12 protein-coding genes and 2 pseudogenes are annotated in these 15059 nt (G+C 42.3%); 11 read left to right on the forward strand and 3 right to left on the reverse strand.

Going from position 1 to position 15059, the window contains the following annotated elements:
- Nucleotides 1-116 precede the first annotated feature (116 nt).
- From N4T56_RS02270 to N4T56_RS02285, 4 genes and pseudogenes are all read left to right on the forward strand, one after another.
- Nucleotides 117-1148, forward strand: a complete 1032-nt coding sequence (locus tag N4T56_RS02270; protein WP_261732074.1) for an aminoglycoside phosphotransferase family protein — start codon at nt 117-119, stop codon at nt 1146-1148.
- Between the two features lie 2 nt (nt 1149-1150).
- The gene (gene murU / locus N4T56_RS02275; protein ID WP_261732075.1) at nt 1151-1834 is read left to right on the forward strand and encodes an N-acetylmuramate alpha-1-phosphate uridylyltransferase MurU; all 684 of its coding nucleotides are present in this window, start codon (nt 1151-1153) and stop codon (nt 1832-1834) included.
- 51 nt (nt 1835-1885) lie between these two features.
- Nucleotides 1886-2660: pseudogene (gene djlA / locus N4T56_RS02280) on the forward strand (co-chaperone DjlA).
- 45 nt (nt 2661-2705) lie between these two features.
- Nucleotides 2706-3658: pseudogene (locus N4T56_RS02285) on the forward strand (D-2-hydroxyacid dehydrogenase).
- Nucleotides 3659-3773: 115 nt separating this feature from the next.
- Here the strand turns inward: N4T56_RS02285 and purT are convergent.
- The 3 genes from purT to N4T56_RS02300 all read right to left on the reverse strand — a co-directional run bounded on the left by purT (nt 3774) and on the right by N4T56_RS02300 (nt 7329).
- The gene (gene purT, locus N4T56_RS02290; protein WP_390904103.1) at nt 3774-4949 is read right to left on the reverse strand and encodes a formate-dependent phosphoribosylglycinamide formyltransferase; all 1176 of its coding nucleotides are present in this window, start codon (nt 4947-4949) and stop codon (nt 3774-3776) included.
- 272 nt (nt 4950-5221) lie between these two features.
- The gene (locus N4T56_RS02295; protein WP_261732077.1) at nt 5222-5851 is read right to left on the reverse strand and encodes a peroxiredoxin-like family protein; all 630 of its coding nucleotides are present in this window, start codon (nt 5849-5851) and stop codon (nt 5222-5224) included.
- Nucleotides 5852-6027: 176 nt separating this feature from the next.
- A complete protein-coding gene (locus tag N4T56_RS02300; protein ID WP_261732078.1) occupies nt 6028-7329 on the reverse strand; it encodes a DEAD/DEAH box helicase in 1302 nt (433 codons plus the stop codon).
- A gap of 618 nt (nt 7330-7947) precedes the next feature.
- On the opposite strand from N4T56_RS02300, the gene N4T56_RS02305 reads away from it, so the two are divergent.
- The 7 genes from N4T56_RS02305 to N4T56_RS02335 all read left to right on the forward strand — a co-directional run bounded on the left by N4T56_RS02305 (nt 7948) and on the right by N4T56_RS02335 (nt 15031).
- The gene (locus tag N4T56_RS02305) at nt 7948-8868 is read left to right on the forward strand and encodes a hypothetical protein (RefSeq protein WP_261732079.1); all 921 of its coding nucleotides are present in this window, start codon (nt 7948-7950) and stop codon (nt 8866-8868) included.
- Between the two features lie 184 nt (nt 8869-9052).
- On the forward strand, nt 9053-9967 hold the full coding sequence (locus tag N4T56_RS02310; protein WP_261732080.1) for a LysR family transcriptional regulator: 915 nt from the start codon (nt 9053-9055) through the stop codon (nt 9965-9967).
- A gap of 100 nt (nt 9968-10067) precedes the next feature.
- Complete coding sequence (locus N4T56_RS02315) at nt 10068-12026, forward strand: TonB-dependent receptor domain-containing protein (RefSeq protein WP_261732081.1); 1959 nt, start codon at nt 10068-10070, stop codon at nt 12024-12026.
- 405 nt (nt 12027-12431) lie between these two features.
- Nucleotides 12432-12896: a DUF4405 domain-containing protein gene (locus N4T56_RS02320; RefSeq protein ID WP_261732082.1), complete on the forward strand. Its 465-nt coding sequence runs from the start codon at nt 12432-12434 to the stop codon at nt 12894-12896.
- Between the two features lie 2 nt (nt 12897-12898).
- On the forward strand, nt 12899-13177 hold the full coding sequence (locus N4T56_RS02325) for a hypothetical protein (protein ID WP_261732083.1): 279 nt from the start codon (nt 12899-12901) through the stop codon (nt 13175-13177).
- Between the two features lie 401 nt (nt 13178-13578).
- Complete coding sequence (locus N4T56_RS02330) at nt 13579-13959, forward strand: hypothetical protein (protein WP_261732084.1); 381 nt, start codon at nt 13579-13581, stop codon at nt 13957-13959.
- Nucleotides 13913-15031 (forward strand): DUF1566 domain-containing protein, encoded by a 1119-nt coding sequence (locus N4T56_RS02335; RefSeq protein WP_261732085.1) that lies wholly within the window; start codon nt 13913-13915, stop codon nt 15029-15031. The genes N4T56_RS02330 and N4T56_RS02335 overlap by 47 nt, the downstream gene beginning before the upstream one ends.
- Nucleotides 15032-15059 lie beyond the last annotated feature (28 nt).

The raw sequence follows: 15059 nt of genomic DNA on the forward strand, positions 1-15059 counted from the left end.
CAGGAAAAGTTTTGGAGAGAAAAAGATACTCAGCTAAATAAAACATTCCATTCATTAGCTGTTTCCAAATGTTATGCTGGCTATAATAAAGCAATTTTTCGTGAAGAGCCATTGAGATGAGTTTATCCGATCCAAGATTTGTCGCCTTAAGCCACTGGTTAAACCATTATTTTGAAGCAGAGGTGACGCCTTCATTAATTTGTGGTGATGCCAGTTTTCGTCGTTACTTTCGTATTCACCATTTTGGCAAACATTACATTGTGTCAGACTCGCCAATACACTTGGTGCCTATTGCGCCTTTTGTTGCTGTAGCTAAGGCTTACCATGCGGCAGGGTTATGTGTGCCAGAAGTGCTTGCAACCTGTAATGAGCAAGGGTTTGTCTTGCAAACGGATGTGGGTGAGCAACAGTTATTGTCCGTGCTAAACCGGCAAAATGTCGTCGACTATTACCAACAAGCGCTTAATTTATTACCCACTATTGCAAGTGTCACTGACACTGAGCAGGGACCGTTAACCGACTACGATGGTGAGTTTGTGCAGCGTGAATTAATGATCTTCATTGATTGGTTGGTAAATAAGCACATAGATTACACGTTAACGAACAATGAACAACAAATGATCACAGCCACATTTGCTGCGTTAACAGACTGTGCCATGTCGCAACCTAAAGTGGGTATGCATCGTGATTACCATAGTCGCAATTTGCTCATCAATGCTGATAAGCTTGCAGTGATTGATTTTCAAGATGCGGTATTAGGGCCAATCACTTACGACGCTGTATCGTTATTGCGCGACTGCTATGTACGCTGGCCTGATGAACAGGTACAACAATTGATGCAATATCATTATCAATTAATCAAGCAGCACAAGTTACTCGACGATGAGGTTGATTTTACGACATATCAGCAATGGTTTGATTTAATGGGGCTACAACGCCATATCAAAGCTGCTGGCATTTTTGCGCGTTTATATCATCGTGATGGTAAGCGCGGTTATTTGGCTGATATTCCATTAACCTTGCAATACATTGTTGATATTGGTGCGTCATATCCTCAAATAGCCGAGTTTAGCGCGTGGGTTGAAACGGTTATCGCCCCTTTAGTGCAGCAAAGACCCATAACGGAATCCACTCAGGCAGGTTATTAAACATGAAAGCGATGATTTTGGCCGCAGGCCGAGGCGAGCGTTTACGCCCGTTAACCGACACCTTGCCAAAGCCTTTAGTTAATGTTGCCGGAAAACCTTTGATTGAATACCATCTTGAAAAGCTCGCCGCCTTAGGGGTTAAACAGGTGGTGATTAACCATGCGTGGTTAGGACATAAACTGCCTGAACAGCTTGGCGATGGACAACGTTGGGGGCTGCAAATCAATTACAGCGCTGAAACCGAAGCATTAGAAACCGCAGGTGGCATTAAACAGGCGCTCAATTTTTTGGGTGATGAGCCCTTTTTAGTGATTAATGGTGATGTTTTTATCGACTACCTGCCTGAGCTGAGTTTGGCTTACCAACGGGTTGCTCAGCATCAAGCTGATGCATTTTTATGGTTAGTTGATAATCCGCAGCATCATCCTTTAGGGGATTTTGCCATTAGTGCACAGGCAAAGCTTAATCTTAGCGATGAACAAAGGTTTACCTTTTCGGGATTAGGGATTTATCATCCGAAATTATTTTACGCTTTGCCAGCAGGCAACCAAGCGTTAGAGCCTTTACTGAAAGATGCGATAGCGCAGCAACGTATTGAAGGTGAACATTTTAGTGGTTATTGGTGTGATGTAGGCACCATTGCAAGGCTTGAGCAATTACAAATAAGGTTACAGGCTCAGCGCTAGCGTGATGAAAGTGGTATAAAAAGTTAATTATTAAATAAAGCGGAAGGTAAAATGCGCATTTGGGGTAAAGTTTTCGGGTTTATTATCGGGTTTATGTTCGGCCGTTTTTTTGGCGCATTTTTAGGATTGTGGCTTGGGCATGCATACGATAAACGCCAAGGGTTAGCGTCGTTAATGCGAAAAGGTAGCGAACGTCAGGCGATATTTTTTAACGCCACCTTTGCCGTGATGGGACATATGGCGAAAGCGTCGAGTCCGTGTCACTGAAAACGACATTCGAATTGCCACCATGCTAATGGATCAAATGAAGTTAACAGGGCAATCGCGTATCGATGCTCAACAAGCGTTTAGGCATGGTCGCCAGGCCGACTTTGATTTAACTAAAGAGCTGGAACAGTTTCGTCACGTCACTCAAGGCCGTGCTGAATTATCGCAAATGTTCTTAGAGATTCAAATTCAAACCGCGCTTTCTGACGGTGAACTGCATGCCAATGAGAAACAAATTTTATCAATTATCGCGAATAAATTGGGGATGGCATCGCAACTTGATGCGTTACTGGCTCGCTGGCAAGCTGAGTTTAGCCATCATCAATCGCCGCAAGGCAATAAAATGCCGCTGACCGACGCTTATGTGATGTTAGGCCTTGCTGATTCGGCCTCCGATCAAGATATTAAGCGTGCTTACCGTAAATTGATGAATGAGCATCATCCCGACAAATTAGTGGCTAAAGGGCTACCAGAAGAAATGATGGCTCTGGCCAAAACCAAAGCGCAAGATATTCAAGCTGCGTATGAATGTATTAAAACATCTCGAGGAATGCGCTAAATTCAGGGCGCTCAAATTTATGCAAACAACGGACTGAGGTCATAGATGAAAATTGTGGTATTAGATGGTTATACGCTCAATCCAGGTGATTTAGATTGGCAAGGGTTACAGTCACTTGGTGAGTGTACTATTTACGATCATACCCTAGCCGATGAGATTGTGGCGCGCTGTCAGGGGGCGCAAATAGTGTTAACCAACAAAACGCCGCTTAATGCCCAAACTCTAAGCCAACTTCCGCAATTAACTTACATCGGTGTACTGGCAACAGGCACCAATGTGGTCGACTTAGCCTGTGCCTGCCAACATGGCGTTCGCGTGACCAATATCCCTGCTTACTACCCGATGCCGTAGCGCAAATGGTGTTTGCCCATATTTTACATCACCATCAGCAAGTGGCATTACACGACCAAGCCGTAAAAGCTGGGCAATGGAGTCGCAACCGCGACTTTTGTTTTACGTTATCGCCGTTAACGTCATTGAAAGGGCTCACCTTAGGAGTTGTCGGGTATGGTGATATTGGCCAGCAAGTGGCTAATTTAGGTGCCGCATTTGGAATGAAGGTGTTGGTGACCAGTGCCAAGCCTAAAACGGGGTTACCACCTTCAATTCAATGGTGTGAGCGCGACATCTTACTGAAACAAGCTGACATTATTTCGCTGCATTGTCCGCTTACTGCTGCCACAAAATACATGATAAACAATGATAGTTTAGGTCTGCTTAAACCGGGGGGGTTATTGGTCAATACTGCTCGCGGCGATTTAATTAATGAAGCTGATTTAGCGCAATGGCTTAATCAAAATAACGGCTTTGCTGCTGTTGATGTGCTATCTACAGAGCCGCCAAGCCCTGACAATCCGTTATTAAGTGCTGCCAATATTACCATTACGCCGCACATTGCCTGGGCAACCTTGCAAGCAAGACAAAACCTACTCAACATTGCGGTTGATAATATAAAGCAGTTCCTGCAGGGGGATGTGGTTAATTGTGTAAATGGTTAGAGATGCTTGAGGATTAAGCAACAAAAAGCCGCAATGATTTGCGGCCTTTTTTTGGGGCTGGTTCAAGGTTTTTTGCTGAGCTCAAGGGGCTCTAACAAGCTCAAGGCTGCCCAGATTAAAATAATACGTTAATGTGGCTGGCGACCGTTTTGGCTTTTTCAATGGCGCTTTCTATCGAAATGTCGCGTGCTAGGGCAACACCTAACCGGCGGCGTCCATCAATATCAGGTTTGCCAAATAAACGTAATTGAGTGTCGGCTGGCGCTAACGCTTGTGCCATGCCTTGGTAACGGATATTAGTCGAGGTGCCCTCGGCTAATATCACTGCAGAAGCACTTGACCCATGCTGAACGATATTGCTCACTGGTAAGCCCAATATGGCACGTACATGCAAGGCGAATTCAGAGATGTCCTGGCTAATTAACGTGACTAGGCCAGTGTCGTGTGGTCTTGGAGACACTTCAGAAAAATACACATCATCGCCTTTGATAAACAGTTCAACACCAAATAAACCAAAGCCGCCTAGTGCTTCAACCACTTTTTGGCTAACGGCTTGGGCTTTTTGTAACACAACATCAGACATGGTCTGTGGTTGCCAAGACTCACGATAATCACCGTCTTCTTGTCGGTGGCCTATTGGGTCGCAAAAATGAATGCCATTAACAGCGCTAATGGTTAATAGGGTGATTTCATAATCAAATGGGATAAAGGCTTCAACAATCACTCGGCCTTGTCCCGCGCGGCCACCTTCTTGTGCGTAATCCCATGCTTTGGCAATGGTATCGCTCGACTTAATCACACTTTGGCCTTTACCTGACGAGCTCATGACCGGCTTAACCACACAAGGAATACCAATGTCGGCCACGGCGTGCTCAAACTCGGTTTGCGTATCGCAAAAGTAATATTTTGAGGTCGGTACATTAAGGGTTTCTGCCGCAAGGCGGCGAATACCTTCACGATCCATGGTTAGCTTAGTGGCATTCGCTGTTGGCACCACATGTAAGCCTTGCTGCTCAAGTTCTACTAAGGTTTGAGTGGCAATGGCTTCAATTTCTGGGATAACAAAATCGGGTTGCTCTAACTCAATTACCGCTTTTAACGCGTTAGCGTCGAGCATATTAATCACATGAAATCGATGAGCGATTTGCATTGCTGGGGCGTTGGGGTAACGGTCAACACCAATGACTTCAATACCGTAACGTTGCAGTTCAATAGCGACCTCTTTACCAAGCTCTCCGCAACCTAATAACATGGCTTTTACTGTGCCAGGTGTGTTTGCTGTGCCGAATATAGTAGGAATGGACATGATGATTTATAGCCTTTATGTAGGGATATTTTTATATGCAGAACAGTGTAACGATCCCTAGGATAAAAAATCCAATAGAAAAACCACTAAATCGCTATTTTATCGCAATAGGTATGATTTTTTGTGATGTAAGATTGTGTTTAATTACGATAAGTAGCTTGAAGCAACTCGGTACGAGTGAGTTAACAAGGGGAGGTAATAACAAGCCAGCAATATTATTACTGGCTTGTTATTGAGAGTAAATTATTGTGTGCATTTTATTTAGCCAAAAGACCAGCAGCGGCCAAAATAAGCTCAGGTGCTGGGCGCACTTTGTAGTTTGGGTTGACATATTGAAAATGAATTATGCTCTTTGTGTCTGCTAAGTATACAGCAGGTACGGGCAACACCAAGCGTTTGTCGCCTTGTGGCGTGGTAAATAACTCATTGGTAACTACACTTGCGGTGTATTTTTTGGTGATATCAGCACTGGTGTAATAGGCTAACCCAAAGGCTTGTGACGCCGTCATTGAGCTGTCTGATAGCAATAAATAATCAAGCTTTTGATCGGTTAATGAGGCGCGCATTTTTTCAGGTGTATCGGGCGAAATCCCCACAAGCTGAAAACCCATTTCGATAAGTTTAGGTTCAATGGCTTTTAGTTGTCCCATTTGTGAATTACAAAATGGGCACCAACCGCCCCGATAAAAAAAGAAAATAGTCGGTTTTTGGGCGACTAATTTTGCTAAATCAACGGCGTTACCCTCTACATCCTGCAAGGTGACAGCAGGAATTTGATGACCATTGAGCAGTGGCATGACATTGTTTTCGTCACTGGCGATAGGTTTAGCTATGCTGGCAAAGCTGGTTAGTATTAAAGTGCTAGCAATTAGTAAAGTTTTTAACATGATAAGTCCTTGTGTGGTGTCGTCCTAACGTACTCGATGTCACAATAGTAACCATACGTTACAAAACAGACCTACAAATAACAAAATAAATTTCATTTAAAGACAAAAAAGACGCCGAAGCGTCTTTTAGTTTGCCTACCCTTTATTGCGGGGTGGTAAAATGTAACTAACCGAGATTACTTAATTTTTTTGTATTTTACCGGGCTGCTGGTTTTACCGACTTTAACACGGCGGCCATCCATGTTTTTCTCAGCAATCATTTGGGCGCCAACGTTGTCGCTACGTTGCTGTTTTTTGGCAAAGCTACGGCGCTTTTCAATTTGCTTAAGCAACATTTCACGGCTACCGACTTCATAACCCGCTACTGTGATGCGGCGGATTTGCTGGCCAATAAGCTTTTCAATGTCGGCTAACGTGCGTTCTTCTTCACGGCTGACAAATGAGATAGCAACACCGGTTTTTCCCGCGCGGCCAGTACGGCCAATACGGTGAACATAATCTTCGGCCAAAAAAGGTAAATCATAGTTAACTACGTATTCAAGACTTGGAATGTCAAGGCCACGTGCAGCCACTTCGGTGGCCACTAATACTCGGACTTTACCTTCAACAAACTCACGTAATGCGCGGCGACGACTGCCTTGGGCTTTCTCACCATGTACGACACCCGACGGAATACCGTCTAGGTTTAGTTCTGCCACTAATTTATCAGCCGCATCGCGGGTCGCGGTAAAGACCAATACTTGTTGCCAGTTTTTAGTACCAATCAGTTCAGACAGTAATTCACGCTTACGGCGTTGTTCAACTGGATAAATTACTTGACTAATGGTTGCCGCTGTTGTGTTTTGCTTATCTGCGGTAATCACTTTAGGTTTATCTAGCATGTCGTTAGCCAGTTTTTTCACTTCGTTTGAGAAGGTGGCAGAAAACAACATGTTTTGACGTTTTTTATTTACCGCTTGCAAGATTTTCTTAATATCGGTACTAAAGCCCATGTCTAACATACGGTCTGCTTCATCAAGCACTAAAAAATCAACGTTAGACAAACTTAAGTTACAAGCCACAATATGCTCAAGTAAACGGCCTGGGGTGGCAACAATGACATCTGCACCGCGTTTCAACTTTTGCGATTGCGTGTCTATTTTTACCCCACCGTATATGGTTAATACGGTGAAGTTGAGGTGTTTGCTGTAAGCGCTAATGTTGTCTGCAACCTGTGCCGCAAGTTCGCGAGTAGGCGTAAGAATTAATGCGCGTGTGTTTGATGGTAATGTCTCTTTAGGCACTTCACACATTTTTTGTAAAATAGGTAAAGCAAACGCTGCGGTTTTTCCTGTACCGGTTTGCGCGCTGGCGAGTACATCTTCACCGCGACGAATGGCTGGGATCGCTTGCTTTTGAATTGGCGTCATAGATTGATAACCGCACTCAGCGATCGCGCGTAATATTTCTGGGGCGAAGCTAAAAGATTCGAATTTCATGGTGCAGTTCCTGTATGTACATCAAAAAAAGCGATTTAGTTGCGTTAAGCTTACTAGCTGAACAAGGTAAATCTAGATAATTTAGGTCGTTAACTTTACTCGATGGCTAAACTCATGCTTAACAATGTTGTTAACTTCTTAGGATAGTTGAAAAATGTTAAACTTGAGTGAGATTACCCGATTTGAGCGCCATCGATAAGCGGCCGCGGAGTATAACAAACTTTTGTTTAAATCCTGAACTTTATCTGTGTTTAATCACAAGATATTTTGTTTGTTGGCGTGTTAAGCAAACAAACTAAGTAGCTTGGCTACATGCTTCTAATGTAGCGCGTATCGACTTGACCTATGCTATATACATCTTGTTTTTTTGTGCGGTAAACGCCAATGAGGTAGTTATTATCTTTAGGTATAGCTTTACATCTGCGCGATTAGATTTAGCCTGTCTTGTCTGTGCTATCCTTCACAGCTTCTATTGTCATTGTTTGATCTTAATACAGTGTCAACCTATGCTTGACTTTGTACACACAAGGTGTCTGATTTTTAATAAATTGTTCCGTTATATTACGGCTTCAATGAATATACACCCATCCGAGTTCTCATTTCGCCACGAGTTAATTTATGAACGCTGTAACGCGATTTTGCATATCAATGAGCCTGCTGTTACTCGGGGCTTTTGCATTGAATCCAACGTGCCAATCTAATGATGAGTTTATCATAAATCGTTCAGAATCAGAGCTAGATAATCGCTATCAATACCCCTATGACTTATTAACCTTGGTGATAGAAGCCACCACAATGGATTTTGGCGAGGGTAGCTTGTTGATGACAGATTTGCACATGAGCCGAAACCGTATTTTTAGATCTCTAAAAGAAGGTGACGGCATTAATGTGATCGCTGAGGCCTCTAAAGTGAGTTGGAATGAAGAGCTTATTCCGATAAAAATTCCTATTCGTAAAGGTATTCAAGGTTTTAGGGTATTTATTGTTAAGCAAGAAAACGCCACTGTACTTGCCAACATTACGAGTCTACCTCAGTTCGTATCGCTTAAAACCGGCTCCGGTAGTCAATGGTCGACCAAAGTGGCTATGCAACAAGCGGGATTTGATGTTGTTGAAAGCACACTTTACGACAATTTGTTTAACATGCTATCCAAAGGACGTTTCGTCACATTTGGACGAGGGGTTAATGAAGTCTTTCAAGAAGTGTCGCAGTTTCATCAGCAGTACCCCGAGTTAATGGTTGATGAGCACCTTTTGTTGCATATCCCATTAGCAACTTATTTTTACGTCTCACCTAACCAACCACGACTTGCGAGACGAATTGAAGTTGGCCTGCAACGAATCATCGAAAATGGTCAATTTGATCAGTTATTCTATCAGCGCCATTGTGAGTTTTTACTCGAGGCTAAATTGAATAACAGATTAGTTTTTAAGATAGATAACCCCTATATTTCAGAAACTGACATCTCTTCAGTTGGCAATGATTTTTTACTTAACCCCAAAGATGACTTTGACACCTTGTGCAAACAGTATCGTTAAGTCAGCTTATTGAATGAAGGTAAGCCGATGGCCATTTCAAGGCGGCTTAAAATGTTCTTTGCCGTCAGTGTCTATATGGGGCGGTGCTGTAAATCATTTCCACCGACAGTCCGCATGATATTTTTCGTGCTATTTCAATGCTAGAATCGGGATCAGTATTTACGCCGCTAGATTGTTAACACCCATGAATATAAACCAACTTGATCTTAATCTTCTGATCATTTTAAAACAGTTACTCGAAGAAAAACATGTCAGTAATACCGCATTGACGTTAGGTATCAGCCAACCGTCGATTAGTCGGTCTTTGGCAAAGTTGCGAGTGATTTTTGATGATCCGCTGTTAATTAGAATGTCAGGTGGTTATGAGTTGACCCCCAAGGCTGAGTCAATTTATCACGACTTAAATAGCATTTTAAGTAACGTTGAACTGCTAGTGAACAAGCAAGACTTTGATCCTCTAACTTGTGAGGCCACAATTAAAGTGTTTGGCTTACCACCGCAAATGAATCTATTAGTAAAAGCTATCATTAGGGCGTTTAGACGTGAAGCACCTAATATGACACTTGATATCGATACCAGCCCGAAACCACAATTTGCCGATTTATTAAAAGGTGATGTGCATTTTGTGGTAACAGGGCATCAACCATCGGTTGCAGAAGATAAACTGTATCGAATCCCTTTATTTGAAAGGGAGTTTGTTTTATTGATGTCGAAAACCCATCATCTTGCCAACACACAGTTAACGACTTCGTTGCTGAGCCAGTGTCATTTTGGACAAATTTCAGTTCAAGGTGAAAAATCGTTATCGATTGCTCCATGTTTTGAAGCCCTTGGATTTGACAATATTTCCACGCCAATACGCCTAAAAAACTTTGACAATATCGGCACTATTACAGAACACAGCGATGTGATTTTTTATGTGCCTAACCATTTTGCTGATGAGTTATGTCAACATTACCCACTCATATCACGTTCCGCACCCAACGAGCTTAAAATCAACCAATCACAGGTTTGCTTATATTGGCATCAACGCTATCACAACGACCCTGTATGCAAATGGTTTAGGAGCTTGATAAATGAACAGTTATTCAATAATTAAATAGTTGTTATACAACTAGGGTATTCATTGTTACTTGCATAACACCCCAACGATAAGTCTAATGGTAACCATTCTCATTTAGATTGGTGTTGTTAAACTAATGATCTCGACTTATTCTTCTCCTTTGGCACGAACTCATGTAGCCATCGTCATCAGTACCTTGTTAACCGGGTTTTCTTTTAATGCTACTGCTGCCGATACCACAGACAAAATAGAAAAAATTGAAGTGTGGGGCACCACGATTACTAATGGCTCTTTATTACAAGATGACATTGAAAAAAGACAAGCAGACCACTTAAGTGACTTATTACGCGACCAAGCTGGTATTGATGTGGGCGGCTCGCACTCTATGGTGCAAGGTATCAACATCCGCGGCGTCGATGAATTAGATTTAAACATCACCGTTGATGGCGTTACTCAAAACAACAACATGTTTCACCATTCAGGAAACTTGTTAATCAATGCGGATATTTTAAAAGCGGTTGATATCAATGTGGGGACAAACTCTGTACTCACAGGTGGACTATCTGGTGGTGTGGCGTTTGAAACCAAAGATGCCGCCGATTTACTTGACCCACAACAAGATTTTGGTGCCCGTGTACATGCTGATTATTCAACTAATGACTCTGTTGGTGGCTCTGCGACGGTTTACGCTCAGCTTACTGACAGTATTGATGCCTTAGGTTATCTGACATATACCGACCGCCATAATTTTGATGATGGTGATGGAAATGAAGTTCAAGGTAACGAAGGGGAAATCACTAACGGTATAGTCAAGCTGGGTTGGGATGTCGATGACAATAGCCGCTTTGAATTGTCTTACGACAAATACACTGATCAAGGTGATTATTACATCAAAACTAACTTCGGCAGTAACTATAACGAAAACAACCAATTAGAAACACAGGAAATTGAATATACCCGTACCACAGTATCATTAGCCTATGAACTTGATCTCGGTGACATGTTAAACCTACGCACCAGCCTATATCAAAATGAACTTAGCTATATGCCAACAGATACTGAAGGGCAGTCTACACATACTGGTTATACCGTGCTGGCTGAATCGGTTGTTCAGGGCAATGTTGTTCACACCCTGCGTTATGGCGCGGAAGGTTACGAGCAGACATCAAAACTGATTGAGCAAGGTATTACCAGCAACGAAGAAACCGCAGACTCTCATGCCATTTATCTTGAAGATGAAATTGCAGTAACCAATAAATTGTCGGTCACCCCAGGTATTCGATATAACCACTACAAAGCGGATATGTTCTCGCCGGGCACGGGGGATTCTCTTGATAAAACCTGGACCGACTTCACTTTTGGTCTGGCTACAAAATACTTAGTTAACGATCAATGGACCGTGACTGCCGGAGCCACTGAATTATTTAAAGGCTCTGGTCTACGTGAAACATACACCGATTACGACACTACCTTTGATCAAGATTTAAAAGCCGAAACGGGTGTCAACTATACGGTTGGCGCAGCGTATCAACAATATAATGTGTTCGGACTAGACCGCATCGGTTTCTCTGTTGATGTGTTTAGAACTGAAATCAACGATTACATTGATAATTGGTCAGTGGGCAAAGGCAATCCTGTCGGTGAATATGTCAACTCTGGTGATTATGTCATTAAAGGTGTTGAATCAACGTTAACCATGCGCAAAGATGATTTAAATGCGCGTCTAACCTACTCAAGTTCAAACTCTGAAAGCCAAGAAACCGGTGAGGTATTGCGCTACGAAGTGGGTGATAGCTTGTCACTTGGGCTTGCTTATGAATTCACCGAATACGACGTTAATGTCAACTGGACAACCTTGGTAACCTTAAGTGATGATGTGGTGTACGGCGGCGCTGACATTAATAAAAAGGGTTTCGACGTGCACAACATTAGTGCACAGTGGCTTCCTGCTAGCGCACCAGATTTAACCTTAACTTTTGGTATCGAAAACTTGTTGGATGAGCAATATTACTCACATGCTTCATACACCAGTGATACGGTTCAAGATTATGAGTCAGGTCGTAATTTTAAAATTAGTGCCTCTTATATTTTCTAGGGTCTGTTGATCTTTGCTGTTTGAATTTTGTTCGAGTTAAAAACGTTTTAATCGAGGCGAATGGATTGATGCCTAGTCATCTAAGCAACTCTTTATTTGCGAAGAATCATTCAACAAAGAGTAAAACGTTTTTAGCCGAACCTTTCAGGCAGCGTTTGTTGGCCATTTTTACTGCGTTATCGACTTTTTATGTAGAATAACTACACCTCAAAGTCTCTGCCGCGCAGTTATATATGTGAGTAAAGACCAACAATTCGCTGCAAAAACAATCTTGAAAGATCAACCGACCCTAGCTAAAACCGTCGCTAATGGCAGCAAATTTACGTCTTCTCTAGGTGAGTTTATTTGCTGTCTAATGTGCTCTCAACATCAATAAATATAAGTGATTTAAAGGTTATAAAAATCATGTCCGATTGGAAACAAAACCTGCAGAAAACCCGTTATGTAATGGATGCGCTGTTACTGGTAAGTTTTATGCTTGTGTCAGCCCCTCAGGCTACCGGTGTGCCGTTGCATGAATGGTTAAGCTTGTTGTTTATTGTGCCATTTGCAATCCACTTGTTATTGCACTGGGATTGGATAACCCACAGTTTTAAGCGATTATTTTCAAAAATATCCGCTAAAGAACGCTTTAACACGGTGTGGAATTACCTACTTTACTTAATGATGCTACTCGCGACTATTAGTGGGTTTCTGGTGTCGGTAGCCCTGTTACCTACACTGCAAATCGACATTAATATTCAAGACTTTTGGTCTAAAATCCACCATGACTCTGCAACACTAATTATGCCAATGATTGGCATTCACCTCGCGTTACATTGGAACTGGATGGTGCAATTGACTAAACGCATGGTAGGCAAAAAGGCATAACGATGAAATACTTACAATATCAATGGAAGCCACGTTTATGTTATGTGTTAGCCATCTCTATTTTCGTGAGCATCTTGCTGGTATCACTAGAGTGGACAAGTTGGGCTGAGCAAATAAATGCCCAGGGATATTCCCATGGCGATGGGGAAGGTAAAAGTAAAATGCCCTCCATATTGATGTACATATTGCCTTTTGTTAAAGAGTTGATTTTAATTGGCGTGCCCATGTTAATTACGGTCGGCATAGCAAAATTAATCGGGCGTTTTAGCAAGCGAAAATAGTTATTATTGCCGATATAATCATATTCGGCAGCAATAGCTTATTACCTTCATTTATCCGGGTTCGCTCAGCATTAGCTCATACCAAGCTAATGCTGTTAACTGGGTACAGTGTGTAAAAGTTCCATTTCAAGGCCGAGTGACAAATAATCAATGTCATTGAGTTAACACTCAATTAATGAGTGTCGACTTTTTGTCTTTTATCCCCCATCCCCCATATTTCGACTCGCATCAAAGCCTTGTTCAAACAGGTTTTGTTTAAATTGTGTGAACTAGATTCAGCTTTGTATTTTTAGTTACCTCACCAACCGTCTTTACATAATTTTTGCACATTTTCTGCACTTTGAAACTGTATTGTAAATGGCAGTGATACAGTGTTTAACATACAGTGCAGAGGATTATAAATGAACAAATATACCCATTTAGCCATGGTCAGTTCTATCATGTTGGGTTTAATTATTGCAGGTTGCGACAGTTCATCATCAGATGATGTTACCGACACAGTCGAAGTGACCGAAACTGTAGACACCACCGACGATGATACGGCAACAGACAATAGCTATTCTTATGCCATTGCAGATTCTGCCCAAAGCATTTGTTATGACAACAATATTGAATTAGCTTGCCCGGCATCGTCATTAGAAGATTTTTATGGCCAAGATGCTCAAACTCTCAATGGCAGCGAGCAAAGTTACACCACCAATGTAACCGATGATGGTGACATTACGGTCACCGATAATGTCACGGGCATTATCTGGACTCCAAAGCCCAGAAATGAACGATGATGGTGAAATCACCAGTGATGACAAAATGTCTTCTGATGATGCGGTAACATATTGTAATAACCTAGATTATGCAGGCCAAACTGATTGGCAGCTTCCTAATATTAAACAGCTTTATTCTTTGATGAACTTTCAAGGAACCGATCCTACTTCTGATGATTTGACTTATCTACAACCCTTTATTGATTGGGATTATTTTGATTTTGCCTACGGTAGCACCGAGAATGAGCGGATTATCGATTCTCAATATGCGACGACTTCAAAGTTCTACAATGGCCAAGGTACTGAAATGATGTTCGGGGTGAACTTTGCCGATGGTCGTATTAAGGGTTATACCGAAGCGTTCTATAATGGCGATAAAACTTACTTTGTGATGTGCATGCGCGGCAATACCGATTATGCAACTAATGACTTTATCGATAATGGCGACCATACCGTAACCGATAATGCAACCAACTTAATGTGGGCGCAATCTGACAGTGGTGCAGATTATGATGAAACGGAAGGCACTTTGACAGAGTCCACAGGCTTTGATTACACCAAGCTTGATTGGACTGATGCCGACGGCAATGGTTTAATCATTGCTGACGACACTGATTTAGCCGGTGCAATGTTATGGCAAGATGCCTTTACCTATGTAACAACCATGAATGAAGCCAATTATTTAGGCTACAGTGATTGGCGTTTACCTAACGTAAAAGAGTTACATAGCCTGGTTGAATATACCGAAGAGCTCGCCGATACCGACTATGCGGTCATCGACGATGTATTTAACATTACAACGATTACCGACGAGAATGGTGAGGCAGATTATGGTCTGTATTGGAGCAGTACAACCCATGCTACTGATGGCGTTGATTCTGATGATACGGATTTAAATACAACCTATGGTAATGCCGCCTCTTATGTTGCTTTTGGTAAAGCCCTTGGCTACGACAGTGATGTCGGACGCTGGGTCGACGTTCATGGTGCAGGTGCACAGCGAAGCGATCCAAAAACATGGGACGGTGAAGATTACTCTGGTGGCTCTGGCCACAATACGACAGCGTACGTATTTACAACTATGTTCGTTTAGTGCGTGATGTAAACTAATTATCGACATA

The sequence above is a fragment of the Shewanella phaeophyticola genome (assembly GCF_025398315.1).
Lineage (GTDB): Bacteria > Pseudomonadota > Gammaproteobacteria > Enterobacterales > Shewanellaceae > Shewanella > Shewanella phaeophyticola.